This is a genomic window from Flavobacterium sp. N1736 (assembly GCF_025947065.1).
In the GTDB taxonomy this organism is placed as follows: domain Bacteria; phylum Bacteroidota; class Bacteroidia; order Flavobacteriales; family Flavobacteriaceae; genus Flavobacterium.
Genome location: NZ_CP109994.1, coordinates 3,959,450 through 3,985,091, shown reverse-complemented (window position 1 = coordinate 3,985,091; position 25,642 = coordinate 3,959,450). Strand labels below are relative to the sequence as shown.

Here is a 25,642-nt window from a genome sequence, read left to right as displayed (position 1 = left end):
AACCTTGCAGGAGAATAAAAATTTTGCAGGAATAAAAAAGATAAAATGATAAGAGAAATATACATTACCGAAACCAATTGTATCACACCTTTAGGATTTGATGTTGAATCAAATACCGAAGCAATTATTCGTGGTGAATCTGGAATTCAATTACATGGAGATATTTCTTTAATGCCGAATTCGTTTTATGCGGCTATTATTTCTACTGAAAAAATAAACAGTGCTTTTGAAAAAATTAGTGCTGACGCAACATATTCTCGTTTAGAAAAAATGATGATTTTGGCTTTAGAGCCGATTATAAAAAACTCCGGAGTTGAATTAAATTCGAAAACTGCTTTTATACTTTCGACTACAAAAGGAAATGTTACGGCGTTAAAAAATGATTCAGAAACAAGTTTTAATAATGCACATTTAGATGTTTTAGCAAAAAATGTTGCTGATTACTTCCAATTCAAAACACAGCCAATTGTCGTTTCAAATGCTTGTGTTTCGGGAATTTTAGCCGTTTCAATTGCTAAAAGAATGATTCAGTCTGAGTTGTACGACAATATTTTTGTTGTTGCCGGCGACGAAGTTTCAGAATTTGTTTTATCGGGATTTAATGCTTTTCAGGCGATGAGCGATTTACCTTGTAAACCCTATTCTAAAAACAGAACCGGTGTAAGTTTAGGCGAAGCAACAGCTGCCGTTTTAGTTTCGGCAAAAGCCAAAAACGCTAAAATAAAAGTGATTGGAGATAGTTCAATAAACGATGCCAATCATATTTCCGGACCGTCAAGAACGGGAGAAGGTTTGTTTAGAAGTATTCAGAATGCTTTGAAAGAAGCTCAAATTGATGCTGATAAATTAGATTATATTTCAGCACACGGAACTGCAACTCCGTTTAACGACGAAATGGAAGCGATTGCATTAAGTCGGTTAAATTTACAAACCGTTCCAATAAATAGTTTAAAAGGATTTTACGGCCATACATTAGGCGCTTCGGGATTATTAGAAACCGTAATCGCAATAGAATCGGCCAATAAAAATATGCTTTTCGAATCGAAAGGTTTTGATGAAATCGGCGTGAGCGAAACGATAAATGTGATTGAAAAAAACGAAGAAAAGAAGATTGAATATTTTTTGAAAACGGCTTCTGGATTTGGGGGTTGTAATACGGCTGTGATTTTTGAAAAGATAAAACACTAATTACACAAATTTTCACGAATTAAGGTGTTTGAATTGTTAGGAAATTCCGAAGAGTTCAAATAAAAAAATCCAACTTGCAAGGAAATCTTGAAAGTTCAAAATTTGAAGTAAATGAAATTATCAAAATTCATATTTATAACACTAGTTCTTCTGTCATCTTTTGGATGTAAAAAGAAAGAAGTGTCTGAATCTGATTTTGAAAAAGATGTTTTAAATAATGTTTTTGTCGAAATTGTTGATTCTATATATATGGATCGAAGAACAATGGAACCGCCACCAATGCCAAGGATAGATTTTAAAACTAATAAGGAAGATACTGTTGGATATCATGATAAATTAAAAAGATATCAGATTGAGCAAGACAGTATTAAAAATGATAAAAAAAGAATTTTAATTAGTGTTCATGATTTTATAGTAAGTAATGAAATCAATGATGAAAAATTTGATTTGTCTCCATTTAGAAACAATAAAAAGTTTGATTTTCAATATAGTTCTAAATTTCCTGAAGAAATATATTGGGACCTTAACGACAAAAAAAACAAAATGCCGGTTGGCACTATTAAAGTTTATAAAATTCATTTCAATAAAACGAGGACATATGGAGTTTTATCTGCCCACGCTTCATGCGGGGGAGGAAAATGCGGAAGAGGATTTGAGATTACAATTGAAAACAAATCCGGAGAATGGCATATTACAAATATTGTTGATACTTGGGTTTCTTAAAGAAGAAGATAATTTTCACAGATTAATTAGTGTAATTTAAACCCAAAAATAATCTGTGCCAATTCGTGGAATTCGTGTTAAATTAAAATAATGATTCAAAATAAAACCTACATACAAGATTACATAAGTATCGAAAACAACGAAATTGTTTTGAGCGGAACTTCTGTATTCAAAATTGAACCAACAGATTTTGCCGATTTCTCGAAACAAGCATATCGAAATTTTGATATGCAATATCCGAAATTTTTCAAAATGGATGCTTTGAGTAAACTGGCTTTTTTAGGATCTGAATTGCTTTTGAGTCCGATAACTTCAACTGAACAAGAAAATAATATTGCTTTGGTTTTGGCGAATAAATCATCAAGTTTAGATACAGATGTTAAGTATCAGGAATCTATATCAGATAAAGAAAATTATTTTCCGAGTCCGGCGGTTTTTGTTTATACGCTGCCAAATATTTGCCTGGGCGAAATAAGTATTCGTCATCAGCTAAAAAGTGAAAATTCTTTCTTTATATTTGAGGCTTTCAATCCTGAATTTATGTCGAATTATTCCAACATTCTGCTGAATTCAAATAAGGCAGAAATGGTGCTTTGCGGCTGGGTTGAATTTTTTAATGACAATTACAAAGCGTTTCTTTGCACAATTAGTAAGGAAGAAAACGAAAACTATAAAAACGAAACTATCAAAACATTATATAATAAATAATCATGGAAGCATTAAAAGAAGAATTAAAAAACAAAATCATTACTACTCTTAACCTTGAAGATATTGCAATTGAAGATATTGCAGATAACGATCCTTTGTTTGGTGACGGTTTGGGTTTAGACTCGATTGATGCACTTGAATTGATCGTGATTTTAGATAAAGATTACGGAATTAAATTGGTCGACCCAAAAGAAGGAAAAACTATTTTTCAGTCAATCGAAAGTATGGCTGCTTACATTAGCGCTAACAGAACTAAATAGATTAAAGATTTTAGACTTTAGATTTTAGATTTCTTAGATAGAAATATTCAAAATCTAATTCAAAATGGTTTTCAATTTTGCGAACCAAAAGAATAGTCTAATAATCTAAAATCTAAAAATCTAAAATCTAAAATGAGTAAAGGTGTTGCTATAACGGGAATGGGAATTATCTCTTCGATTGGAAATTCAGTCGAAGAAAACTATATTTCGTTGATTGAAAATAAAATTGGCGTTACCCGTATCGAAAATATTTCGACTGTTCACGCCGATATTATCAAAGTAGGTGAAATTAAAAAAACCAATGAAGAATTGGTCAGTGAATTACAACTTAACGAAGATAATAACTTTTCGAGAACGGCTATGATTGGTACTTTTGCTGCCAAACAAGCCGTTGAAAATGCAGGAATTAGTGCTATAAATGAATTCAGAACCGGACTTATTTCGGCTACAAGTGTGGGCGGAATGGATATGACTGAAAAACATTATTACGATTATTTCAAACATCCTGAACTTGTAAAATACATTAGTTGTCATGATGGCGGCGACGTGGCAGAAAAGATTGCTGAAGAATTAGGCTTAAAAGGACTCGTTACCACTATTAGTACCGCTTGTTCATCTGCAGCAAATGCAATTATGCTGGGCGCGCGCTTGATAAAAACCGGAAAACTGGATCGCGTTATCGTGGGCGGTACGGATGGTTTGGCAAAATTCACGATCAACGGGTTTAAAACGCTGATGATTTTATCTGACGATTATAACAAACCTTTTGACAATAATCGTAAAGGATTAAACCTTGGCGAAGCTGCAGCTTATTTAGTTTTAGAATCAGATGAAATTGTTGAAAAGCAAAACAAAAAAGTTCTCGCACGTGTTTCCGGTTACGGAAATGCAAATGACGCTTTTCATCAAACTGCTTCTTCAGAAAATGGCGATGGCGCTTATTTGGCAATGAAAAAAGCGTTTGAAGTTTCAGGTTTAAAACCTTCTGAAATTGATTACATCAACGTACACGGAACTGCAACTCCAAATAATGATTTATCTGAAGGAAGAGCGATAAAGAGAATTTATCAGGATGAAAAAGTTCCGGATTTTAGTTCTACAAAGCCTTTTACCGGACACACATTGGCAGCCGCAGCAGCAATTGAAGCTGTTTACAGTGTTTTGGCAATTCAGAATAGTGTAGTTTACCCAAATCTGAATTTCGAAACACCAATGGAAGAATTTGATTTGAAGCCACAGACATCTTTAAAAAATAAAAATATTGAGCACGTTTTATCCAACTCATTCGGGTTTGGAGGAAATTGTTCTACACTTATATTTTCAAAATGCAATTAAAAAAAACATATATAAATGGAATAGGTTGTATTTCGACTCAAAAAACATTTGATACCGTTTTTTTAGAAGAAGCTGTACACAATCATGACGAGAACGTTTTTAAAATAGTTCCGCCGGTTTACAAAGATTTTATTTCGCCTGCTGCCGCCAGAAGAATGGCAAAAGGGGTAAAAAACGGAATTGTAGCTTCGGCAATTGCCATGAAAGATGCAAATGTTGAAAATGTAGACGCGATTATTACCGGAACAGGTTTGGGATGCATCGAAGATTCTGAAAAGTTCCTGAAAAATATTCTGGATAATAACGAAGAATTTTTAACGCCAACATCGTTTATTCAATCTACACACAATACAGTTGGTGCGCAAATTGCACTTTTACAGCAATGTAAAGGATATAATTTTACGTATGTAAACGGTGCGGTTTCTTTTGAATCTGCTCTTTTAGATGCTAAAATGCAAATCGAAGAAGACGAAGCACAATCGGTTTTGGTTGGCGGAGTAGATGAAAATGGTGAGTATACGACAGCGCTTTTTAAATTATCAGGACGTATAAAACCAGACAATAAGCAACCTTATAATCTTTTAGATTCTGATACGAGCGGCGCAGTTTACGGAGAAGGCGCCAGTTTTTTTGTTTTAGAAAACGAAAGAAAAGAAACAACTTATGCTGAAATTCTGGACGTTGCGATCATAAATACATTGGAACCAAACGAAATCGAAGCTGAAACCAAATCTTTTCTAAAAGCAAATAATTTAGAAATTTCAGATATCGATGCTTTGGTTTTAGGTTTTGACGGCAATATCGATTTTGAGGTTTATTATAGAAATCTGGGCGAAAATGCTTTTGCAAATACAACGCAATTGTATTACAAACATTTAAGCGGCGAATATGATACTGCTTCGGCATTTGCTTTATGGATGGCGGCAAAAGTATTGAAAACACAGGAAATTCCGGAAATTATAAAAGTAAATTCAGTTGAAAAAACAGCTTATAAAACCATTTTGTTATACAATCAGTTAAACGGAAAAAATCATAGTTTTACGTTAATCTCAAAATGATAACGCATAAAAACATATCACTATTTTTTATCTTTTTATTGCTTTTATTGTTTCTTTTGAATTTTTATATAGCAATAAATATAGGGTGGTTTGTTCTCTCTATTTTGATTTGGCTAATAATTAATGGTGTTGGTTCTGCCCGAATATCTTCTAATTATCATGTAAAAGCATACTGCAATAACTCATCTGAAACAGAAAAAAAAATTGCCATAACTTTTGATGACGGACCAAGTATTTTTACTTTGGAAATTTTAGAACTTCTAAAAAAATACAATGTCAAAGCGACTTTTTTTTGCATCGGAAAAAATATTGAAGCGCATCCCGAAATTCTAAAACAAGTTATTGCCGAAGGGCATTTGGTGGGAAATCACTCGTACAATCATTCTCCTTTTTTTGACTTTTATAACGCAAAAAAAATCAGAGAAGAAATTGAAAAAACAGATGTCGTTTTAGAAAAATATACTTCCAAAAAAATAAACTTCTTTCGTCCGCCTTACGGAGTTACAACGCCTTCGATAAGAAGAGCATTAAAAATTACCGGTCATAAAGTAATTGGCTGGAATATTCGGTCACTTGACGGAGGAACAAAAAATCAAAGTTTAATTTTCAATCGCATAATAAAACGTATTTCTCCCGGCGGAATTGTACTTTTGCATGATACGGCACCTCACTCTGTTTTGGTATTGGAACAGTTTTTGCAATTTTTACAGCAAAACAATTATAAAGTGATTTCGATTGAAGAACTTTTGAATCTCAATGCTTATTATTTTGAACGCGGATAACGCAGATTCGCTAAAGCGAAAACGCGGATAAAAACGGATTTTAACTTAACCATAAGTGTAATGCTGAAAAATTTAATTAAACACAAATCAAAAGAAACTCGTTTATCAAACATAGCTATGTTTGTTAATGCAAGTGAAACGCCTTTTTTGCGTTCAATAATTCTATGTTTCTATGTGTTAAAATAATTACACCCAATGGCTTTAATTCAATTCAATAATGATCTGTGGCAAAATATTTTAAAGCACAATTTTAAAAAAATATGAAAACTAAAATAGCACTACTAATTTTATTTATTTCAGGCAATTTATTTGCTCAGGAACAAAAAATGACTGCTGCAGAAATTGCTTCCTTTAAAGAAGATGTAAATGTAGTTTCTAAAAAAATTAAAACACTAAGTACTGATTTTGTACAATATAAGCATTTGGATTTTTTATCGAAAGATATTGAAACTTCAGGAAAAATGATTTTTAAAGAGCCCAATTTACTGCAATGGCAATATAAAAAACCGTACAATTATAGTATCGTTTTTAAAAACAATAAAATCTTGATTAATGATGAAGGTAAAAAAAGTGCCGTTGATATTGGCAACAGCAAAATTTTTAGCCGAATCAATAAATTAATTATTGGAAGCGTGAGCGGAAATATGTTTGACGATAAAGAATTTACGATTTCTTATTTTAAATCGAAAGGACAAAACATTGCGAAGTTTATTCCGAAAGATGCAACTTTAAAAAAATACATCAAACAAATTGAGTTGACTTTTGATAAAGAAGCTACGGTAGAACAAGTAAAATTATTGGAATCATCTGAAGATTATACCCGAATTGTACTTAAAAATAAAGTAATCAATGCAAAAATCGACGATTCAGTTTTTACTAATTAATTGCTTTCTTGCAATTATTCTGGCTTCTTGTGGCTCAGTCGCAAAAAATTATACACCCAAAAAATTAGATAAAACGGCTTACGAAATTCCCTATTTTAAAGATTCGAAAACCGATTATGTTTATAAAACAAACATTACGGTTTATGGTCACGACTTATCCGGAATTTTTATTGCCAAGAAAATAAATGACACGACGCATCGCGTTGTTTTCACAACAGAGTTTGGCAACAAATTATTAGATTTTGAAATTTCTGAGAAAAATTTCAAAGTCAATTCGATTGTATCTGAATTAGACCGAAAAATTTTAATCAATACTTTGAAAGAAGATTTTCGTTTGCTTTTAAAGAAGGATTTTCAAATTCAGGAACAATTTGAAAACGAGTCAGACGATATTTACAAATCTGCTGACGGAAAACGAGATAATTATTTATTTATATCAAAAAAAGATCGTAAATTAGAGAAAGTCATTAATTCGTCGAAAACAAAAGAAAAGATAACGCTTCTTTTTAGTTCAGAAAACAATATTTTTGCCGAGAAAATTGAGATTATCCATCAGAATATTAAACTAAAAATTGAATTAAATTATTTTAAATCAGAGTAGAAATTTAAACTAAAATCAAAATGAGAAAAATAACCATAATTGCATTTGTTTTATGTCTCGGAATCCTAACATCTCAGGCACAAGTAACTGTTAGTCCGGGTTTACGCGGAGGTTTAAATCTTTCAAGATTAACCAATATTGATGATAATGGTTTGAAATCTGATTTCTATGCCGGCGGATTTGTCGCTATAAAATTCAATAAATATTTTACACTTCAACCTGAATTAACGTATTCTCAACAAGGTTCTGAAGGGAGATATTACAGCGATCAAAACCCCGATTTTGGCACTCCTGCAAAATATGAATTAAACTATCTATCCGTAGATGCTGTTGCTAAATTTCATTTTGGCGGACAAGGTTTTCATATTTTAGCCGGTCCTTCTGCAGATTTTAAAACAAGTGATAATTTTGGTCAATATGGCTTTAATCCAATAGATTTTGATTTTTCTGTAATAGCGGGAATTGGTTATTCTTTGCCAAACGGATTAACATTTGAAGCAAGATTTAAACAAGGATTAATTGATATTTATGGTTATGATGGTCTTGATTATGATAATAATGACAATTATTATTATGAAGATCTTATTTTAAATCAGGTTTTCCAGATTGGTATTAGTTATACATTTAAAGTAAAGTAAAAAATATATGGTTTTAAAAGACTTTTATAAAGTTCTGTCAGAAGAAAAAATAACTGATTCTAAATATACAATTACGATTTTGGTCAATGAAAAACATGATGTTTTTAAAGGCCATTTTCCTGGAAATCCTATCATGCCCGGCGTTTGCATGATTCAGATTATCAAAGAACTTACGGAGAAAATTACGCAAAGTACTTTGATGATTCAAACGCTCTCGAATGTAAAATTCATGGCGCTTATTAATCCGGAAGCGACTCCGGAATTGCGCTTAGAACTTGACATTGTTACAACCGAAGATGATTTGGTTAAAGTGAAAAACACGACTTATTTTAACGACACCGTTGCTTTGAAATTAAGCAATGTGTATAAAAAATTATAATTATGAAATTACTATTGACATTATTATTGTTGGTAAATTTTACCACAACTCCAGACTTGGCTGCTATTAGAAAAATATATCCTGATGTGGCAAAATCAGAAGCAAACGCTAAAGAATTTACAGAAAAACTTTCCGTAATTTCAAATAACGACGAGAAAATTCTAGTGGCTTACAAAGCGGCTTCAATCTTGGTTGATTCTAAATTTGAAAGCCTTATCGGAAGTAAAATTTCACGTTTTAAAGAAGGTGCAAAACTTCTTGAAGCGACCATAAAAAGCGATCCAAACAATATCGAAATCAGAATGATCCGATTGAGTATTCAGGAAGATGTTCCCGGAATTACAGGATACAAAAAAAATATTAAAGAAGATAAAAAATTCATTACCACACATTATGCTGAGCAAAGCGGTGCTTTGAAGGAATATTTAAAAGACTTTGTTTTACAATCGAAAAGTTTCTCTGAAAAAGAGAAGCAATTTGTGAAGTAGGCAAAGAAAAAAATCCCCTCATGCAACCAATTTTATCTCAGCAGGAATTGCTTAGTTCTACTCATTTTTGTGTTATTGTGCCAACTTACAATAATCAAAAAACATTAAAAAGAGTATTGGATTCTATTGTAGATTTCACTCAAAACATCATTATTGTTAATGATGGATCGACTGATGAAACAAGTGAAATTTTAAAACAATATTCGCAATTCACGCAAATTCACCATCCTAAAAATATAGGAAAAGGAAGGGCGTTACGAAATGGGTTTCGAAAAGCAATCGAAATGAATTTTGAATATGCCATTACGATCGATTCTGACGGACAGCATTTTGCTGCTGATATTCCAAATTTTATTGCTGAAATTCAAAGAGAACCAAATTCTCTATTGATTGGAAGCCGTAATATGACGCAGGAAAATGTACCGAAGAAAAGCAGTTTTGGAAATAAATTTTCTAATTTCTGGTTTCAGTTCGAAACGGGAATTAAACTTGACGACACACAATCCGGTTTTAGATTGTATCCGTTGCAATTACTTCCGAAGCGATTTTATACCAACAAATTTGAATTCGAAATTGAAGTAATTGTGCGATCTGCATGGAAAGGAATTGTGGTAAAAAATATTCCTATCGAGATTTTATACGATCCTGCAGAACGTGTTTCGCATTTTCGTCCATTTAAGGATTTTACCAGAATTAGTATCTTAAATACTGTTTTGGTTTTAAATGCTTTGCTTTACATTAAACCAAGAAACTTTTTTCGGAAAGCAAAAAAAAAAGGTTTTAAAAAATTCTTTCTTGAAGATATTTTAGAAAGCGGCGATTCTAATTTTAAAAAATCTGCTGCAATTGCTTTGGGCGTTTTTATAGGAATTTCGCCATTTTGGGGATTTCAGACGATTTTGCTGTTATTTTTTGCTACCATTTTTAAGCTCAATAAAGTCATTGCCTATATGGCATCAAACGTGAGCTTTCCTCCTTTTATCCCTTTTGTTATCTACGGTTCACTAAAAATGGGAAGCTTTTTTGTATCTGGCGACGCTCCATTAATTTTAGATAGTTCAATTACGCTTGACGATATTCAAAAAAATGCTACACAATATATCGTCGGAAGTCTTATTTTAGCATCCGTTTTAGCGCTATCATCCGGACTTTTAAGTTACTTACTTTTAACCATTTTTAGTTCTAAAAATAAACCGAATATTAAGTAAAAGTTTTTGCCGCGAATTTCACTAATCAACACAATTAATTCGTGAAATTCGTGGCGGAAAAAAAAACAATACCATGCATCACTATTTCTACGCCATTCATTTATTTGTAAACCGAAGAAAATCCTTGTCGGTTTTTCTGGCTATTTTGATGCTTTTTACCTTTGGTTTTTTTGCTTCCCAAATTAAATTTGAAGAAGATATTACCAAACTTATTCCAACAAACGATAAGGCAGATGTTACGGCAAAAGTGTTAAAACAACTTAATTTTGCCGATAAGATTACCGTTATTTTTAAACTTGAAAAAAACGGAAGCGATGAAGATTTGAAAGAAATGGCAAGCGTGTTTTCGGACAGTGTTGCCAAATCCTGCAAACCTTACATAACCGGAATTCAGGGAAAAATTGATGAAGAAAACATTCAGGAAACCATCGATTTTGTTTATCAAAATTTACCTCTTTTTTTAGATCATAACGATTATGCTGCGATCGAAAATAAACTTCAAAAAGATAGTATTGCGGCAACAGTTCAGGGAAATTACAAATCTATTATTTCGCCATCGGGTTTTATAACCAAAGATTTTATTCTGCAGGATCCGCTTGGAATTTCTTTTATCGCATTAAAAAAATTACAGCAATTAAATATCGGAGACGATTTTACACTCGACAATGGTTTTGTAATGACGAAAGACAAAAAGAAATTATTACTATTTCTTACGTCAAATCTTCCATCCAGCGAAACAGAAAAAAACACCATTTTTGCTGCTAAACTAAAATCGATTCAGGATAATTTAAATCAGCAATTTAAAACTAAAACTTCCATTAGTTATTTTGGTTCAGCATTAATTGCGGTTGCAAATGCCAATCAAATTAAAAGCGATATTATTTTAACGACATCAATTGCCATGTTTACGCTGATGTTGATTTTAATTTTATTTTATCGAAAGATTTTCATTCCGCTCATTATTTTTCTTCCAACTGTATTTGGCGCTTTGTTTGCTGTTGCTTTTTTATATTTTGTAAAAGAAACCATTTCAGCTATTTCTCTCGGAATTGGTTCTATTTTATTAGGAATCACGATCGATTATTCGATTCATATTCTAACACATTACAAACATAACAGTGACGTAAAAACGCTTTATAAAGATATAACGATGCCCGTAATTATGAGCAGTTCTACAACGGCTGTTGCATTTTTATGTTTGCTTTTTGTAAAATCTGATGCCTTAAACGACTTAGGTATTTTTGCTGCGGTAATTGTCATGGCTTCGGCTTTTTTCTCTCTTTTGATAGTTCCACATTTGTACAAACCGAAAGAAAATAATTTTGATCATAAGAAAAATGTGATCGATAAACTGGCTCATTTTTCATTTCATAACAATAAATTCTTAATTGGCTTTTGCGTTCTTATTACCATTATTTGCTGTTTTACGTATAATAATGTTGGGTTCAATAACGATTTGTCGCAATTAAATTTTGTTCCGAAAGAAATTAAATCCGCAGAAAAAGATCTTGAAGAAAGCACGAGTTTAACTTCAAAAACAATTTATGTTGCTTCTTATGGAAATAGCATGGAAGAAGTTTTGCAGCATAATACACAGCTTTTTACCGATTTATCTAAAGATAAACAACGTAACCAAATTTTAAATTTCAGTTCCGTTGGAGGAATTATGCTTTCGCAGAAAGCGCAAAAACAAAAGATCGAACAATGGAATTCGTTTTGGAACAACAATAAAAAACAAATTTTAAAATCAGAATTAATTGCCGAAGGTTCAAAATTAGGATTCAAACCTACAACGTACAGCGCATTTTTTGATCATTTAAATTTTGATTTCAAACCTGTTTCGGCACAAGATTATTTAAAAATTCAGGCTTTACAATTAAAAGAATTTGTAACCGAAAAAAATGGTTTTTATACCATTTCGACATTAGTAAAAGTTACTCCACAGCAGCGTGATTCGTTTATAAAATCGGCTGCAGCCAAAAATAATAGTATTGCCATCGACCGTCAGCAAATGAACGAAACGTTTTTCAGCAGTTTAAAAACTGATTTTAATTCGCTGGTTAATTATTCGTTTGTTGCCGTAATTTTGATTTTGTTTTTCTTTTTCCGCAGAATTGAATTGGTTATTGTTAGCTGTATTCCAATTGCTTTAACCGGAATTGTTACGGCAGGAATTATGGGCATTTTTGGCATTCAAATGAATATTTTCAGCATGATTGTGTGCACGTTGATTTTTGGTCACGGTGTCGATTTTAGCATTTTTATGACAAGTGCGCTTCAAAAAGAATATACGAACGGAAAGAATGAGATTGCGATTTACAGAACTTCGATAATTTTGGCCGTTATCACTACGATTCTGGGAATTGGCGCGATGATTTTTGCAAAGCATCCGGCATTGCGTTCTATTTCATCTGTTTCTTTAATTGGAGTTTTTGCAGCGCTGATTATTACCTTTATTTTCTACCCGATTCTCTTTAAATTATTTATTTCAAACCGATCAAAAAAAGGAAATCCTCCTTTTGTTTTACGCACTTTTATTCACGGTGTAATTTCGTTTTTTTATTACGGAATGGGCGGTATTTTAATGTCGATTTTCAGCATGACAATTATGCCGATTATTCCAATAAATGAAAAAACAAAAATGAAAGGATTTCGATATGTGATTTCAAAATTCATGAAATCGGTATTATATTCAAATCCTTTTATTCATAAAAAAGTCATTAATAAATTTAATGAAACTTTCGAAAAACCAGCGATAATTATTGCCAACCATTCGTCGTTTATAGATATTCTGGCAATGGGAATGTTGAGCCCGAAAATAATATTTTTAGTGAGCGACTGGGTTTACAACTCTCCTATTTTTGGCGGAACGGTAAGAAAGGCAGGTTTTTATCCGGTTTCTGAAGGAATTGAAGGCGGCGTTGAACATTTGCGTCAAAAAGTAAACGAAGGATATTCACTGATGATTTTTCCTGAAGGAACCCGTTCAGAAAGTAATCAGATTAAGCGTTTTCATAAAGGTGCTTTTTATCTTGCCGAAGAATTTAATTTGGATATAATTCCTGTAGTTATTCACGGTGCTTCAGAAGCAATTCCGAAAGGCGATTTTGTCATTCACCATAGTTATCTTACGGTTTCTATTTTAGAAAGAATTGCGCCAAATAATTTTTCTTTTGGAAAAAATTATGCGGAAAGAACCAAGCTGTTAAGTTCGTTTTTTAAAAATGAATATCATAAGATTCGTCAGGAATTTGAGGGTCCTTCTTATTTCAAAAAAATGCTTTTGCATAGTTATGATTATAAGGAAATTGAAATTATAAAAAGTGTCAAAAACAATTTAGAAAATCAATTAGAAACATATCATCATTTAAACAAACATCTTTCGGCGAAAGCTAAAATTTTACATATATCAAATGATTATGGTCAGCTCGATTTATTGTTAACCTTGCAGGAACCGCAAAGAAAAATATATTCGTACAACATTGACAAGGAAAAACAGGACGTTGCCAAAATCAATTATATTGTTAGAAAAAGAAAAATAACGTATTTAGAAAACCTTGAATCTCTGTTAGAAAATCAATACGATGCTGTTTTAATTTCTGATAAAGAGTACAAAATTGATCTTGAAAATAGTATTGCTGCAGCTTCATGTATTATTTTAATTGATAATCCGGGTTTAAAAAACACATTGATTAACTTTGGTTTTGATTCTATTTTAGAAGAAAACGCGTTAATTATATTAAAGAAAAATTAAAATGAAAGAGCAGTATGATGTCATAATTGTGGGCAGCGGTTTAGGCGGTTTGGTCTCGGCAATTATTCTGGCAAAGGAAGGATATAGCGTTTGTGTGCTCGAAAAAAACAATCAATACGGTGGAAATCTGCAAACTTTTGTGCGTGATAAAACCATTTTTGACACCGGAATTCATTACATCGGAGGTTTAAGTGAAGGACAAAATTTGTATAAATATTTTAAATATCTGGATATTATCGACCATTTGAATTTAAAAAAAATGGATGAGAATGGCTTTGATATTATCTCTTTTGGCGATGATAAAAACGAATATCCGCATGCGCAGGGTTACGATAATTTTGTCAATCAGCTGGGTGTTTTTTTTCCCGATGAAAAAGAAAATATTGAAAATTATTGCGATAAAATAAAAGTTATCTGTGACTCTTTTCCGCTGTACAATTTAAAATGGGAGGGGAAATATGATAATGAAATCCTGGCTTTAAATGCAAAAGAAACGATTGAAGAATGTACCAAAAATGAAAAATTAAAAGCCGTTTTGGCGGGTTCTAATTTTTTATACGCAGGTATTCCTGATAAATCGCCTTTTTACGTTCATGCCCTTTCGGTAAACTCTTATATTCAGAGTTCGTGGCGTTGCATTAATGGCGGAAGTCAGATTACAAAACAGCTTTTAAAACAGCTTAAAAAGTATGGTGGCGAATTTTATAAATACAAAGAAGTTGTCAAATTTAATGTTGAAGATAATAAAGTAACTTGTGTTGAAATGAAAGACGGAACTCAGGTTTCGGGCTCTTATTTCATTTCTAATATTGAACCAAAAACTACCTTGAAAATGGTAGGTGAAGAACATTTTAGAAAATCATTTTTTAGCCGTGTTCAAAGTCTTGAAGGTGTCATTTCCGCCTTTAGCTTGTATATTGTTTTTAAACCGGAAACGTTCAAATATATCAATCATAACCATTATCATTTTAAGAAAGCCGATGATGTCTGGACTTGCCATGATTATGATGAAACCAACTGGCCAAAGGCTTTTATGGCATCAATGAATGCTTCAAAAAAACAGGAAGAATGGGCAGAAGGAATGACTTTTATAACCTACATGAAATACGACGATGTTAGTCTTTGGGCGAATACCTTTAATACAACTGTCGAAAAAAACGATCGTGGAGAAAGTTATGAAGAATTTAAATCGAGAAAAGTTGCAAAATTTTTAGATGAAATCGAGATAAAATTTCCGGGAATTAAAGATTGTATTCAATCTATTCATACATCTACGCCGCTATCGTATCGTGATTATATTGGCGGCACAAACGGCAATATGTACGGTTATGTAAAAGATGCTGCGAACCCGATGAAAACATTAATTCCGTCAAAAACAAAATTAGACAATCTCTATCTTACAGGACAAAGCATTAATATGCACGGTGTTTTGGGCGTAACAATTGGTGCAGTTGTAACTTGTTCTGAAATTCTTGGAAAAGAATATCTGGTCACTAAAATTAACAAAGCCTCTGAATAAATAGCGATATGAAAAAGCAAAGTTTACTTCTATTCTTTATAGTATTTATATTGATATTTGTTTCTTGCGGTACATCAAAATCAATGCGTCATTTGCCTGATATTGCTCATTATGATGCACAAAAACCAATCGTAATAAAACAATCTCCGGAGCTTTTTACTTCGGGAAAAAACTCTTTATTAAAAAATAAACAAGGTCTTTGGGAATTATATGTTGAAGGTGATCCTTTAGAAATTGGACTTGCAACGGGAGCATTATCCGATTCTCTTTTAAAAAAGCAGGAACAAATATTTTTCTCCAGAGTTGAAGATATTGTTCCGTCAAGATTTCAACAAAATCTGCTTCGTAATTTTCTAAAATGGTACAATCGAAAATTATACCTGAATGTTCCGGAAGAATACCAAACCGAAATTTATGGCATTTCGCAATACACGTCTCCCAATTTTGACAATATTGCACCACAATTTCAACGCAGTTTATATTTGCACGGCGCGCACGATATTGGGCACGCTTTGCAGGATTTGGCTTTAGTTGGCTGTTCTTCTTTTGCTGCATGGGGCGAAAAATCTGAAAATGGAGATTTAATTTTAGGTCGAAATTTTGATTTTTATGTTAACGATGCTTTCGCAGAAAATAAGATAACTGCGTTTATAAATCCGAAAGAAGGTTATCCGTTTATGATGGTTACCTGGCCCGGAATGATTGGTACCGTTTCCGGAATGAATAAGGAAGGTTTAACGGTAACGATTAATGCCGGAAAATCGAAAATTCCGATCGTTGCAAAAACTCCTATTTCGATATTAACCCGTGAGATTTTGCAGCATGCCCAAAATATTGATGAAGCAATTACCATTGCAAAAAAAAGGGAAGTATTTGTTTCAGAATCTATTATGGTTGGAAGCGCAAAGGATAATAAAGCTGTTTTGATTGAAGTTTCGCCTAAAAAAATGGATGTCTTTGATGTTCCAAACAGTAATCAGTTAATTTGTTCGAATCATTTTCAAAGTGACGCTTTTAAAAATGATGAACGTAATCAATTGCAAATTGCAAATAGTCATTCGAAATATCGCTATGACAGAATGCAGGAACTTTTTAGTGAAAACCCAAAAATTAATCCTGAAATTGCTTCAAAAATATTGCGAAATACAGAAGGTTTACATGATATTGCTTTGGGTTATGGCAACGAAAAAGCGTTAAACCAATTAATGGCACATCACGGAATTATTTTTAAACCGAAAGAAAAATTAGTTTGGGTTTCTGCAAATCCGTATCAATTGGGCGAATTTGTCTGTTATAATTTAGATTCGATTTTTAAGGAAAGAAAAACTGCTCCGGCTGTTTCTATGGAAGAAGAAAACCTTAATATTGCCAGAGATCCTTTTATAGAAAGTGCGGCTTTTTCAAACTATCAGAAGTTTAAAATTGAAGATCGTAAAATGGATTTGTATTTGAAAAATAAAGCGAAAATTTCTTTCGAATTTATTCAGAATTACCAATCTTTAAACCCTGATTATTGGGTTGTATATTATAAAGCGGGATTGTACTTTTACGAACAGAAATACTTTCAGTTTGCACAAAACAATTTCGAAAAAGCATTAACCAAAGAAATTACAACTGTTCCTGAAAAAGAAGCAATTGAAAAATATTTAAAAAAACTCAAAAGAAAATGAACACGATTCCAACAATAGAAAAGGATTCTTTAGAACAAATTAAAAATTTTCAAGAGCAGAAATTAACGGAGCTTTTAACTTATATCAGTCAAAATTCTCCTTTTTACAAACGCCTTTTTGCCGGACAAAATATTGATGTTTCAAAAGTTAAAACACTTGACGATTTACAGCATTTACCTGTTACTACAAAAGAAGATTTACAACAATATAATGATGATTTTGTATGTGTTCCGCAACATAAAATTATTGATTATGCCTCGACTTCAGGAACTTTAGGCGATCCGGTTACTTTTGGTTTAACCGATTCTGATCTTGATCGACTTGCTTATAACGAAGCTATTTCATTTGCCTGCGCCGGAATTGCCGAAGGCGATGTGGTGCAATTAATGACTACAATTGACCGAAAATTTATGGCTGGTCTGGCTTACTTTTTAGGTTTGCGAAAATTACAGGTTGGTGTTATTCGTGTTGGCGCCGGAATTCCGGAATTACAATGGGATTCTATTTTAAAATACAAACCTTCGTACTTAATTACGGTTCCTTCTTTTTTATTGAAATTAATTGAATACGCTGAAATTCATGGAATCGATTATAATAATTCGAGTATAAAAGGAGCAATTTGTATTGGTGAATCGTTAAGAAATCAGGATTTTTCGATGAATACTTTATCTAAAAAAATTACTGAGAAGTGGAATATTAAGTTGTTTTCGACGTATGCTTCTACAGAAATGAGTACTGCTTTTACAGAATGTGAACACGGAATTGGTGGTCATCATCATCCGGAATTAATTATTATCGAAGTTTTAGACGAAGAAAATAATCCGGTAAAAAATGGTGAAATCGGTGAATTAACTTTTACCACTTTAGGTATTGAAGCTATGCCTTTATTACGTTTTAAAACCGGAGATATTGTACAATTACACAATGAACCTTGTGCTTGCGGAAGAAATACGGTACGTGTTGGTCCGGTTGTTGGCCGTAAAAAACAAATGATTAAATATAAAGGTACAACGCTTTATCCGCCGGCGATGAATGATGTTTTGACTGATTTTGATAACATCGAAAATCATATTATTGAGATTTCTACCAATGATTTAGGAACGGATGAAATCCTGATAAAAATCGCTTCAAAAAATCAGACTCCTGAATTTTTACAGGAAATAAAAGACCATTTCAGAGCGAAATTAAGAGTAACTCCAAAAATAGAATTTGCTCCAAAAGAAATATTAAATCCTTTAGTTTTTAATCCGATGAGCAGAAAACCAATTCGCTTTTTTGATTATAGAGTTCAATAAAGGTACAAAGTTGCAAAGGTTTAGAGGGACAAACGTTTTGTGAAAATCTGATAAAAAACTTTGTCCCGAGACTTCGGGATTGTTGCTCTGAACCTTTGAACCTCAATTTGGTACAAATTGAACTAAATGTTGTAATTTTGCACAAAATATTGAAGATGGTCAAGATTGGCAACATAGAATTACCTGAATTTCCCTTATTACTCGCACCGATGGAAGATGTTAGCGATCCGCCGTTTCGCAGATTATGCAAAACACATGGCGCTGACTTAATGTATTCTGAATTTATTTCATCGGAAGGATTGATTCGTGATGCAATCAAAAGTAGAATGAAGTTGGATATTTTTGATTACGAACGTCCGGTCGGAATTCAGATTTTTGGAGGAGATGAGGAAGCAATGGCGCTTTCGTCTAAAATTGTTTCTACTGTAAAACCGGATTTGGTTGATATTAATTTTGGTTGTCCGGTAAAAAAAGTAGTTTGCAAAGGTGCCGGTGCCGGAGTTTTGAAAGATGTCGATTTGATGGTGCGTTTGACAAAAGCGGTTATCAGAAGTACTGATTTGCCTGTAACGGTAAAAACACGTTTGGGTTGGGATGAAAGCTCTATTAATATTGATGAAGTTGCTGAAAGGCTTCAGGATATTGGTGTTCAGGCTTTAACAATTCACGCCAGAACCCGTGCACAAATGTATAAAGGTCACGCCGATTGGTCGCATATTGCACGTGTAAAAAACAATCCCAGAATTACAATGCCTATTTTTGGAAATGGCGATATCGACAGCCCTGAAAAGGCATTAAAATATAAAAACGAATACGGTATTGACGGAATCATGATTGGCCGTGCCGCAATTGGTTATCCGTGGATTTTTAATGAAATTAAACATTTTTTTAAAACGGGAGAACATTTGCCTGCACCGACCGTTATTGATCGCGTAGAAGCCGCCAGAAATCATTTAATGTGGTCGATGGAATGGAAAGGTGAACGCTTGGGAATTGTTGAAATGCGTCGTCATTATACCAATTATTTTAAAGGAATTCATTCGTTTAAAGAATACAAACAAAAATTAGTTACGACTGATGAACCTGAAAATCTTTTTGCAATTATGAAAGAAATCGAACAGGTTTATGCAGGATACGAATTTGTTTAAATATAAAAAAAAGACCTTCAAATTTGAAGGTCTTTTTTGTGTAAATTAATCATCATAATGAAATCTACATTGCAATATTACACATTTTTGGTCAACACCTTTAGCTCCTGAAACTTTATAAACTAAACGATGTTCTCCGTTAATTCTTCGGGACCAAAAACTTTTTAAATCATGACGCAAAGGTTCTGGTTTCCCAATTCCCTTAAATGGATTTTCTCTAATTGATTTAATTAATTCTTTTATTTTTATCGCTGTGTCTGTGTCATTTTCAATCCAAAATTCAAACTCTTCCCAACCATTTTTTGTAAAACAAATATCCATAAAATCTAAAGTTCATCTAAATTATATGTGGTAAGTTTTCCATTTTCCATTTGCTCTATAGATTCTGAAAGTCTCTTTCTATTTGCTTTAGTTGATAATAAATGTTGCGTTTCTAATATCGAGTTGTATTCTTTCATAGATATTATTACAATTGCATCTTCCTCTGTATTTCTCGGAACAACAATTATTTCTGATGATTCAGATACTTCATCAAAATAGTTTTTAATATTTTTTCTTAATGTTGATATTGTTATTGCTTTCATTTTTTAAATTTATAGCGTACTTTTATTTGTACGTTCAAAGGTACAAAATAATTTTAATAAAAAAGACCTTCAAAATTGAAGGTCTTTTTTATTGAAATTTAAACTTGAATACGTTTCCACTTTCCTCTTTTATAAAAGAAAATTCCCGCCAAAGTAATAGCGGTTTCTGCAACCGGAATTGCAATGAAAACACCTGTTGGTCCCATATTAAAATGTTTGGCCAATATAAATGCGAGCGGAATTTGAAACAGCCAAAATCCGAAAAAATTAATTCCGGTTGGAGTCCAGGTATCGCCTGCTCCGTTGAATGTATTGATTAAAACCATTCCGATTCCGTAGAAAATAAATCCAACACTCATAATTTGCAGCGCTTCAACGGCTACTGTTTTTACCAGTTCGTCATTCGTGAAAAACGAGATAATATATTTTCCAAAACACAGTGTAATTATCATAATTGTTGCCATGAAAATCACATTATATTTAGCTGTTGTAAAAACAGATTTTTCGGCACGGTCGATTTGCTTTGCTCCTAAATTTTGCCCAACCAGAGTTGCGGCGGCATTACTTAATCCCCAAGCCGGAAGAATGAAAAACATCATAATTCTTAACGCCGTTTGATAACCTGCAGAACCGTGATCGCCTCCTGTTGTTGCTACTAATTGTGCTAAAAATATCCAGCTGCAGGATGCAATTACAAATTGTAAAATTCCCGGAGCGGCAATTTTTACTAATGCTTTTATTTGTTTAAAATCAGGGGCGAAATAAGCTATTTTAATTTTTAAAATTCCGTTTCCGGAAAACAAATGATATACCTGATACAATACTCCAATACTTCTTCCTAAAGTAGTTGCCAAAGCGGCGCCTGTTAATCCAAAAGCAGGAATTGGTCCTAGACCATTAATCAATATCGGACATAAAATAATGTTGCAAATATTAGCAATCCACAAGCTTTTCATTGCAATGGCTGCGTTTCCTGCTCCACGAAATATTCCGTTAATCAAAAATAAAAGCATGATGCATAAGCTTGAGCCAATCATGATTTGTGTAAATCGATAACCGTGTTCAGCGGCATCAACAGATGCTCCCATCAACAGGAGAATATCTTTGGCATAAATAACACCCAAAATACTCATTACACTATTTACTGCAAATGCAATAATAATAGCCTGCATTCCGGCTTTTGCTGCAGCGATTGGATCTTTTTCTCCAATACGTCTCGCAACAACCGCTGTTGCCGCCATGCTCATTCCAATTGCCAGGGAATATATAATTGTTAAAACAGATTCTGTTAAACCAACGGTTTGAATGGCAAAACTGCTGTGTTCTAAATGTCCGACGAAATATAAATCGACCAAAGCAAAAACGGATTCCATCATCATTTCTAAAACCATGGGAATGGCTAATAAAATGACTGCTTTTTTGATACTTCCGGCAGTATAATCAAAAGATTCATCTCCTTTGATTGCTTGTCTTAATGTGGTGAAAATTTTAGAAAATAAACTTTTCTTTATTGTAGTTTCTGTCATGATTTGTTAGGATAAATGATAAAATTAGCTCAGATTCGTTAATCTAAACTCGGGAGAAATAAGCGTAAGTACCCTAATTATTCGAAAGATAAATAGGATTAGGCAGAAACAATCATATGCTGTAGTTTTTACGGCGATAAATATAAGTAATATTTTTTAGGAAGAAATATTAATCTAATAAGTTTTTACTCACACGACTGCTGGCAATTAATGATGATACAAAACCAAGTGAAACAATGGTTGTCATAACAATCAAAACATTTTCGAGATTAAAAACAACCGGATATGCTAATGTTGGGGTGATCATAATTAGTTCATATCGTTGTTGTAAAAGCACTAAAATAATACCCAGAACCAAACCAATTAAACCGCCAAATACACTTAATAATGTTCCCTGAAGTAAAAATATTTTTCGAAGATTATTGATTTCAGTTCCTAAATTAAAAAGGGTTTTAAGATTTCCTTTTTTCTCTAAAATCATCATAATTAGTGCTCCAACCAAATTAAAAAGTGCTACAATAATCACTAATGTAAAAATTAGATAGACTACTATATTTTCTGTATTGAGCATTTTATATAAAGACTCATTTAATTGTGCTCTGTTTTTTACGGTGATTTTGTTTTTGAAAATATTCCCGAGTTGAGCCTTTATTGCGTTTTCATCCGCATTTTCTTTTAGATGAAATTCAATACCTGAAATCTGATTGGGTTTGTACATCAACAATTCCTGCGCTAAAGCTAAGTCAGCAAATACATATTTAGAATCTAAATCTTCACTTATAGAATAAATTCCAACCGGTAAAACATCGGTTTTATTAAATGCTTCTTCGGGATTTTCAAAAGCTCCTTTTCCGGGTTTTGGAGCAAATATTTGCAGCGGATTTTCGAAGTCTAATATTCCCATCGAAAAATCTCTGGCAATGCCATAACCCACTACAACCTGATATGTGTCTGGTTTAATCCATTGTCCGTTAAAAAGTTTTTTATTGATGTCGTTTACTACGGGATACAGACTGTCAACTCCTTTTAAATAAGTAACTTGTTGTTTGTCTTTAAACAAAAACAAAACACGTTCTTCGATAATTTTGGTGTATGAGGCGACGCCATCAATTTTTTTAATCTGATGGTCCTGATCCGGTGTTATCAAAAATGATTTTCCGTGCGTACTTGTCATTTTTAAATCAGGATCGATTTCGTTTGTAAACGAAAGACTAAAAACTTTTAATCCGCTAAAAACGGATAAAACCACAAACAAAGCCATTGTACCAACTATAATTCCCAAGCTGGCAATGCGGTTGATAATATTAATAGCGTTGTTTTTACTTTTGCTAAAAATATAACGTTTGGCTATGTAAAGGGGGAAATTCAATTTATGATTTTCTTCTTTTGTCTAAAAGATCACGATTTTCGATTGGGTTTTCTCTATTTGATAAAGCGTTATCAATTTTTTCGATATAATCTAAAGAGTCATCGATAAAGAATACAAGATTTGGTACGCGGCGCAATTGCAAACGTACACGTTGTGATAAATCGTGTTTGATTAATGTTGTATTTGATTTTATTCCGTCTAAAGTTTCCTGTGCTTTGTCCTGAGGAAAAATGCTTAAATAAACCGTTGCCACAGATAAATCTGAAGTAACACTAACTTTGGATACCGAAATTACCAAATTACTAATTCCGTTTTTTCTCACTTCACCTTGCAAAATATCAACCAGATCTTTCTGGATGACACCGCCTATTTTTTTCTGTCTATTTGTTTCCATAATGCAAAAATACTATTTTTAAATTTCAATTGAAATTATAATATTAAAAAGGGAGCTAATTGCTCCCTTTTCTTTATCTGTTTTGTAACCATCCTTCCGGATTGTTATTTGATGTATTTTGAAGAATTAAAAACTTAATAATTGTTTTTCCGGTATCGCCGCTGGTTCTTACTTTTCCAATACTTTGCTTGATACTTACTTTATCGCCTTTGCTTACAAATACCTGACTCAGGTTTTGATAGACGGTAAAATAATCTCCATGCTGAATCATAACGGCTCTGTTAATTGGCGATAAAACCATAACGCTCGAAACTTCTCCTTCAAATACCGCACGGGCTGTTGCTCCTTGTTCTGTAGTAATTTCAACTCCGGAGTTATGTACGGTTAATGATGGATAAAGCGGGTGTGGCTGATCTCCGTATCCCAGCGATATAAATCCTTTTTCTACCGGCCATGGTAATTTTCCACGGTTTGCTTTAAAATCGGCAGCTAAAATTTTACCTTCGGGTGTTAATGCAATTTTAGATGATGAAACCGGTGCTGTTGATGCTGTTGATCCCGGGTTATCTTTTGCTTTTTCAAGAGCTGCTTTTCTGTTTGCTTCGGCAATAGCTTCACGAATTAAACGATCAATTTGTCTGTCAATACGTTTTGCTTCTGCCTGTTTATTTCTTGTATCGGCAATAATTTTATTCTTATCTCTTTTAATTTCGTTAACAAGTTTTTGCTGTTCTTTCTTTTCAATTTCTAAGCTTTGCTTTTCTTTTTGATTTTCAGCAATAATTTTTTTCTTTACTTGTCTTTGTCCGTCCAATTTTGCATTAAAATCAAGTAATTGAGCTGTTTTTGACTGAATTTCTAATCCTTGATTTTTTCTGAAATTGGTATATTGTTTTAAATATTGTGCTCTCTTATACGCTTGCAGAAAACTTTCAGAAGATAAAATAAACATGGCTCTGCTTTGTTCAGATCGGCTTTTATATGATTTCAAAATCATTTTAGCATAATCTTCCTTTAGAACCGTAAGTTCTTTTTTTAGTTTATTAACCTGAACCTGGTTAATATACATATCGTTATTTAAGATTTTCTCTTGTTTTGCTGTTGTATTAATCAGTTTTTCTTTCAGTTTAATTTTATTAGCCTGAATTAAAAACACATTTACTGCTGATTTTTCTTTTTTCTTTACAGATTGCAACATTTTTTCGTTGTCTCTAATTTCCTGCTGAATCTGAGCTTTTCGCTGTTCAAGTTTTTCTTGCTGCGAATCTTGTGCCCACGTAAAAGTTGTGGCACATATAAAAATTAGGCTGAGGAGAAATTTCGGCATGTTTATCTTTTCTTTTTGCAAATTTACTTAATTAAAACTTTCTTGTAACCACCCGGCACGCTATAAGGGAAAGAAAGTTCTTCATTAAACGAAATATTATTGTAATTTAAATTGATGTCTGTTTTTCCTTTTGGCTGTATCGCATTAATTTCGATACTTGTTGGAAGATTTCCCTGATCGAAAACTTTGTTGTCAGCATATTTAATCTCTAACATAATGTTTTCTGTCGCCTGCGTAATTTGTTCTTTTTGCAGCAAATATTTTTCAGGTTCCAAAAAGAAAGCTTTTTTCAATTGAGTGTCTTTTTCATCTTCTAAACGAATCAGGTTTTCTACAATTGTTTGTGTATATTTTCCTTTTCTTAAATCGTCTAAAGCTTCTCCAACCAATAAATTTTGCACTTTACTATAATCAAGTTCTGTTCCCAGCCATTTACTTAAACTGGTAAAATCTCCTTCATAATAGGTACTGTTTATTTTTTCGTAATAGCTTACAGTTGTTGGCGTAATTAATGCTTTTGCCATTGTGATGCCAAGAAAACGAACACTTATTAAAATCTGTTTGTCTTTTTCGATTCTAATTTCGGCTGTTACATTCTGACTTTGTTTTTCATCAACATATTTTGCACTTGCTTTTATGTATAATGTTTTAAAATCTAATTTATTATCGTAATGTTTTTCTATAACTTTATTGTCCTTTTTTGCAACAACTTCGTTAGTATCTGTGTTTTGTACTGCAACTGCTTTTGATTTACATGAAATCATAAAAACTGATGCCAATACAATTACTATATATCTTTTCATC

25 protein-coding genes are annotated in these 25,642 nt (G+C 32.7%); 18 read left to right on the top strand and 7 right to left on the bottom strand.

The window, feature by feature from the left end:
- Window positions 1–45 precede the first annotated feature (45 nt).
- From OLM54_RS16895 to dusB, 18 genes are all read left to right on the top strand, one after another.
- Window positions 46–1,188, top strand: a complete 1,143-nt coding sequence (locus tag OLM54_RS16895; RefSeq protein ID WP_264535742.1) for a beta-ketoacyl synthase N-terminal-like domain-containing protein — start codon at window positions 46–48, stop codon at window positions 1,186–1,188.
- A 111-nt stretch (window positions 1,189–1,299) separates the two neighbouring features.
- Window positions 1,300–1,911 (top strand): hypothetical protein, encoded by a 612-nt coding sequence (locus tag OLM54_RS16890; RefSeq protein ID WP_264535741.1) that lies wholly within the window; start codon window positions 1,300–1,302, stop codon window positions 1,909–1,911.
- Window positions 1,912–2,001: 90 nt separating this feature from the next.
- A complete protein-coding gene (locus OLM54_RS16885) occupies window positions 2,002–2,619 on the top strand; it encodes a 3-oxoacyl-ACP synthase (RefSeq protein WP_264535740.1) in 618 nt (205 codons plus the stop codon).
- 2 nt (window positions 2,620–2,621) lie between these two features.
- Window positions 2,622–2,879, top strand: a complete 258-nt coding sequence (locus OLM54_RS16880; protein WP_042564839.1) for a phosphopantetheine-binding protein — start codon at window positions 2,622–2,624, stop codon at window positions 2,877–2,879.
- Window positions 2,880–3,011: 132 nt separating this feature from the next.
- A complete protein-coding gene (locus OLM54_RS16875) occupies window positions 3,012–4,214 on the top strand; it encodes a beta-ketoacyl-[acyl-carrier-protein] synthase family protein (protein ID WP_264535739.1) in 1,203 nt (400 codons plus the stop codon).
- Window positions 4,205–5,272 carry a beta-ketoacyl synthase N-terminal-like domain-containing protein gene (locus OLM54_RS16870; protein ID WP_264535738.1) on the top strand — a complete coding sequence of 356 codons (1,068 nt, stop codon included), beginning with the start codon at window positions 4,205–4,207 and terminating at the stop codon, window positions 5,270–5,272. Before OLM54_RS16875 ends, OLM54_RS16870 begins: the two co-directional genes overlap by 10 nt.
- A 104-nt stretch (window positions 5,273–5,376) precedes the next feature.
- Entirely contained in the window at window positions 5,377–6,054 is a 678-nt protein-coding gene (locus OLM54_RS16865) for a polysaccharide deacetylase family protein (protein ID WP_264535737.1), read from the top strand.
- A 260-nt stretch (window positions 6,055–6,314) separates the two neighbouring features.
- Window positions 6,315–6,938 (top strand): LolA family protein, encoded by a 624-nt coding sequence (locus tag OLM54_RS16860; protein WP_264535736.1) that lies wholly within the window; start codon window positions 6,315–6,317, stop codon window positions 6,936–6,938.
- Window positions 6,904–7,539 (top strand): hypothetical protein, encoded by a 636-nt coding sequence (locus OLM54_RS16855; protein ID WP_264535735.1) that lies wholly within the window; start codon window positions 6,904–6,906, stop codon window positions 7,537–7,539. Before OLM54_RS16860 ends, OLM54_RS16855 begins: the two co-directional genes overlap by 35 nt.
- Window positions 7,540–7,559: 20 nt before the next feature.
- Window positions 7,560–8,177, top strand: coding sequence for a porin family protein (locus tag OLM54_RS16850; protein ID WP_264535734.1), 618 nt, complete (start codon window positions 7,560–7,562; stop codon window positions 8,175–8,177).
- Window positions 8,178–8,184: 7 nt separating this feature from the next.
- Complete coding sequence (locus tag OLM54_RS16845) at window positions 8,185–8,556, top strand: 3-hydroxyacyl-ACP dehydratase (RefSeq protein WP_264535733.1); 372 nt, start codon at window positions 8,185–8,187, stop codon at window positions 8,554–8,556.
- Window positions 8,557–8,558: 2 nt separating this feature from the next.
- On the top strand, window positions 8,559–9,044 hold the full coding sequence (locus tag OLM54_RS16840; RefSeq protein WP_264535732.1) for a hypothetical protein: 486 nt from the start codon (window positions 8,559–8,561) through the stop codon (window positions 9,042–9,044).
- 20 nt (window positions 9,045–9,064) lie between these two features.
- On the top strand, window positions 9,065–10,252 hold the full coding sequence (locus tag OLM54_RS16835; protein ID WP_264535731.1) for a DUF2062 domain-containing protein: 1,188 nt from the start codon (window positions 9,065–9,067) through the stop codon (window positions 10,250–10,252).
- Window positions 10,253–10,325: 73 nt separating this feature from the next.
- Window positions 10,326–14,006, top strand: a complete 3,681-nt coding sequence (locus OLM54_RS16830) for a 1-acyl-sn-glycerol-3-phosphate acyltransferase (protein WP_264535730.1) — start codon at window positions 10,326–10,328, stop codon at window positions 14,004–14,006.
- 1 nt (window position 14,007) lies between these two features.
- Entirely contained in the window at window positions 14,008–15,525 is a 1,518-nt protein-coding gene (locus tag OLM54_RS16825; RefSeq protein WP_264535729.1) for a phytoene desaturase family protein, read from the top strand.
- 8 nt (window positions 15,526–15,533) lie between these two features.
- A complete protein-coding gene (locus tag OLM54_RS16820; RefSeq protein ID WP_264535728.1) occupies window positions 15,534–17,195 on the top strand; it encodes a C45 family autoproteolytic acyltransferase/hydolase in 1,662 nt (553 codons plus the stop codon).
- Window positions 17,192–18,490, top strand: a complete 1,299-nt coding sequence (locus OLM54_RS16815) for a phenylacetate--CoA ligase family protein (RefSeq protein ID WP_264535727.1) — start codon at window positions 17,192–17,194, stop codon at window positions 18,488–18,490. Before OLM54_RS16820 ends, OLM54_RS16815 begins: the two co-directional genes overlap by 4 nt.
- Before the next feature lie 155 nt (window positions 18,491–18,645).
- Window positions 18,646–19,638, top strand: a complete 993-nt coding sequence (dusB, locus tag OLM54_RS16810; protein WP_264535726.1) for a tRNA dihydrouridine synthase DusB — start codon at window positions 18,646–18,648, stop codon at window positions 19,636–19,638.
- A gap of 45 nt (window positions 19,639–19,683) precedes the next feature.
- Here the strand turns inward: dusB and OLM54_RS16805 are convergent, their stop codons facing one another.
- The 7 genes from OLM54_RS16805 to OLM54_RS16775 form a co-directional block, all read right to left on the bottom strand.
- A complete protein-coding gene (locus tag OLM54_RS16805; protein ID WP_264535725.1) occupies window positions 19,684–19,959 on the bottom strand; it encodes a Txe/YoeB family addiction module toxin in 276 nt (91 codons plus the stop codon).
- Window positions 19,960–19,964: 5 nt separating this feature from the next.
- Entirely contained in the window at window positions 19,965–20,222 is a 258-nt protein-coding gene (locus OLM54_RS16800; protein ID WP_264535724.1) for a type II toxin-antitoxin system Phd/YefM family antitoxin, read from the bottom strand.
- Between the two features lie 98 nt (window positions 20,223–20,320).
- Window positions 20,321–21,748 (bottom strand): MATE family efflux transporter, encoded by a 1,428-nt coding sequence (locus OLM54_RS16795; protein WP_264535723.1) that lies wholly within the window; start codon window positions 21,746–21,748, stop codon window positions 20,321–20,323.
- Window positions 21,749–21,917: 169 nt separating this feature from the next.
- Window positions 21,918–23,117: an ABC transporter permease gene (locus tag OLM54_RS16790; protein WP_264535722.1), complete on the bottom strand. Its 1,200-nt coding sequence runs from the start codon at window positions 23,115–23,117 to the stop codon at window positions 21,918–21,920.
- A gap of 1 nt (window position 23,118) precedes the next feature.
- On the bottom strand, window positions 23,119–23,511 hold the full coding sequence (rbfA, locus tag OLM54_RS16785; protein ID WP_264535721.1) for a 30S ribosome-binding factor RbfA: 393 nt from the start codon (window positions 23,509–23,511) through the stop codon (window positions 23,119–23,121).
- A 73-nt stretch (window positions 23,512–23,584) separates the two neighbouring features.
- Window positions 23,585–24,838, bottom strand: a complete 1,254-nt coding sequence (locus OLM54_RS16780) for a murein hydrolase activator EnvC family protein (protein WP_264535720.1) — start codon at window positions 24,836–24,838, stop codon at window positions 23,585–23,587.
- Window positions 24,839–24,861: 23 nt separating this feature from the next.
- Window positions 24,862–25,641, bottom strand: a complete 780-nt coding sequence (locus tag OLM54_RS16775; RefSeq protein WP_264535719.1) for a DUF4292 domain-containing protein — start codon at window positions 25,639–25,641, stop codon at window positions 24,862–24,864.
- Between the last annotated feature and the right edge of the window lies 1 nt (window position 25,642).

Bases quoted from the DNA above. Each gene is read 5' to 3' on its own strand.
- OLM54_RS16895 (WP_264535742.1), top strand. From the start codon at position 46: ATGATAAGAGAAATATACATTACCGAAACCAATTGTATCACACCTTTA.
- OLM54_RS16890 (WP_264535741.1), top strand. From the start codon at position 1,300: ATGAAATTATCAAAATTCATATTTATAACACTAGTTCTTCTGTCATCT.
- OLM54_RS16885 (WP_264535740.1), top strand. From the start codon at position 2,002: ATGATTCAAAATAAAACCTACATACAAGATTACATAAGTATCGAAAAC.
- OLM54_RS16880 (WP_042564839.1), top strand. From the start codon at position 2,622: ATGGAAGCATTAAAAGAAGAATTAAAAAACAAAATCATTACTACTCTT.
- OLM54_RS16875 (WP_264535739.1), top strand. From the start codon at position 3,012: ATGAGTAAAGGTGTTGCTATAACGGGAATGGGAATTATCTCTTCGATT.
- OLM54_RS16870 (WP_264535738.1), top strand. From the start codon at position 4,205: ATGCAATTAAAAAAAACATATATAAATGGAATAGGTTGTATTTCGACT.
- OLM54_RS16860 (WP_264535736.1), top strand. From the start codon at position 6,315: ATGAAAACTAAAATAGCACTACTAATTTTATTTATTTCAGGCAATTTA.
- OLM54_RS16855 (WP_264535735.1), top strand. From the start codon at position 6,904: ATGCAAAAATCGACGATTCAGTTTTTACTAATTAATTGCTTTCTTGCA.
- OLM54_RS16850 (WP_264535734.1), top strand. From the start codon at position 7,560: ATGAGAAAAATAACCATAATTGCATTTGTTTTATGTCTCGGAATCCTA.
- OLM54_RS16845 (WP_264535733.1), top strand. From the start codon at position 8,185: ATGGTTTTAAAAGACTTTTATAAAGTTCTGTCAGAAGAAAAAATAACT.
- OLM54_RS16840 (WP_264535732.1), top strand. From the start codon at position 8,559: ATGAAATTACTATTGACATTATTATTGTTGGTAAATTTTACCACAACT.
- OLM54_RS16835 (WP_264535731.1), top strand. From the start codon at position 9,065: ATGCAACCAATTTTATCTCAGCAGGAATTGCTTAGTTCTACTCATTTT.
- OLM54_RS16830 (WP_264535730.1), top strand. From the start codon at position 10,326: ATGCATCACTATTTCTACGCCATTCATTTATTTGTAAACCGAAGAAAA.
- OLM54_RS16825 (WP_264535729.1), top strand. From the start codon at position 14,008: ATGAAAGAGCAGTATGATGTCATAATTGTGGGCAGCGGTTTAGGCGGT.
- OLM54_RS16820 (WP_264535728.1), top strand. From the start codon at position 15,534: ATGAAAAAGCAAAGTTTACTTCTATTCTTTATAGTATTTATATTGATA.
- OLM54_RS16815 (WP_264535727.1), top strand. From the start codon at position 17,192: ATGAACACGATTCCAACAATAGAAAAGGATTCTTTAGAACAAATTAAA.
- dusB (WP_264535726.1), top strand. From the start codon at position 18,646: ATGGTCAAGATTGGCAACATAGAATTACCTGAATTTCCCTTATTACTC.
- OLM54_RS16805 (WP_264535725.1), bottom strand. From the start codon at position 19,959: ATGGATATTTGTTTTACAAAAAATGGTTGGGAAGAGTTTGAATTTTGG.
- OLM54_RS16800 (WP_264535724.1), bottom strand. From the start codon at position 20,222: ATGAAAGCAATAACAATATCAACATTAAGAAAAAATATTAAAAACTAT.
- OLM54_RS16795 (WP_264535723.1), bottom strand. From the start codon at position 21,748: ATGACAGAAACTACAATAAAGAAAAGTTTATTTTCTAAAATTTTCACC.
- rbfA (WP_264535721.1), bottom strand. From the start codon at position 23,511: ATGGAAACAAATAGACAGAAAAAAATAGGCGGTGTCATCCAGAAAGAT.
- OLM54_RS16780 (WP_264535720.1), bottom strand. From the start codon at position 24,838: ATGCCGAAATTTCTCCTCAGCCTAATTTTTATATGTGCCACAACTTTT.
- OLM54_RS16775 (WP_264535719.1), bottom strand. From the start codon at position 25,641: ATGAAAAGATATATAGTAATTGTATTGGCATCAGTTTTTATGATTTCA.